The sequence below is a fragment of the Pantoea sp. QMID4 genome (genome assembly GCF_030270445.1).
In the GTDB taxonomy this organism is placed as follows: domain Bacteria; phylum Pseudomonadota; class Gammaproteobacteria; order Enterobacterales; family Enterobacteriaceae; genus Pantoea; species Pantoea vagans.
The window spans coordinates 1-255 of sequence record NZ_BSXL01000049.1 but is presented as its reverse complement, the minus strand read 5'-3'; the positions used below and the strand labels follow the sequence as shown (position 1 = coordinate 255).

The following is a 255-nucleotide window of genomic DNA, read 5'->3' as shown; positions in this document are numbered from 1 at the left end:
CTGCGTGCGCTTTACGCCCAGTAATTCCGATTAACGCTTGCACCCTCCGTATTACCGCGGCTGCTGGCACGGAGTTAGCCGGTGCTTCTTCTGCGGGTAACGTCAATCGATGCGGTTATTAACCGCATCGCCTTCCTCCCCGCTGAAAGTACTTTACAACCCGAAGGCCTTCTTCATACACGCGGCATGGCTGCATCAGGCTTGCGCCCATTGTGCAATATTCCCCACTGCTGCCTCCCGTAGGAGTCTGGACCG

At 56.9% G+C, this 255-nt stretch carries 1 rRNA gene; it reads right to left on the bottom strand.

Annotated features, from left to right (window positions below):
* Positions 1–255, bottom strand: a 16S ribosomal RNA gene (locus tag QSK07_RS22780); the annotation flags it as partial.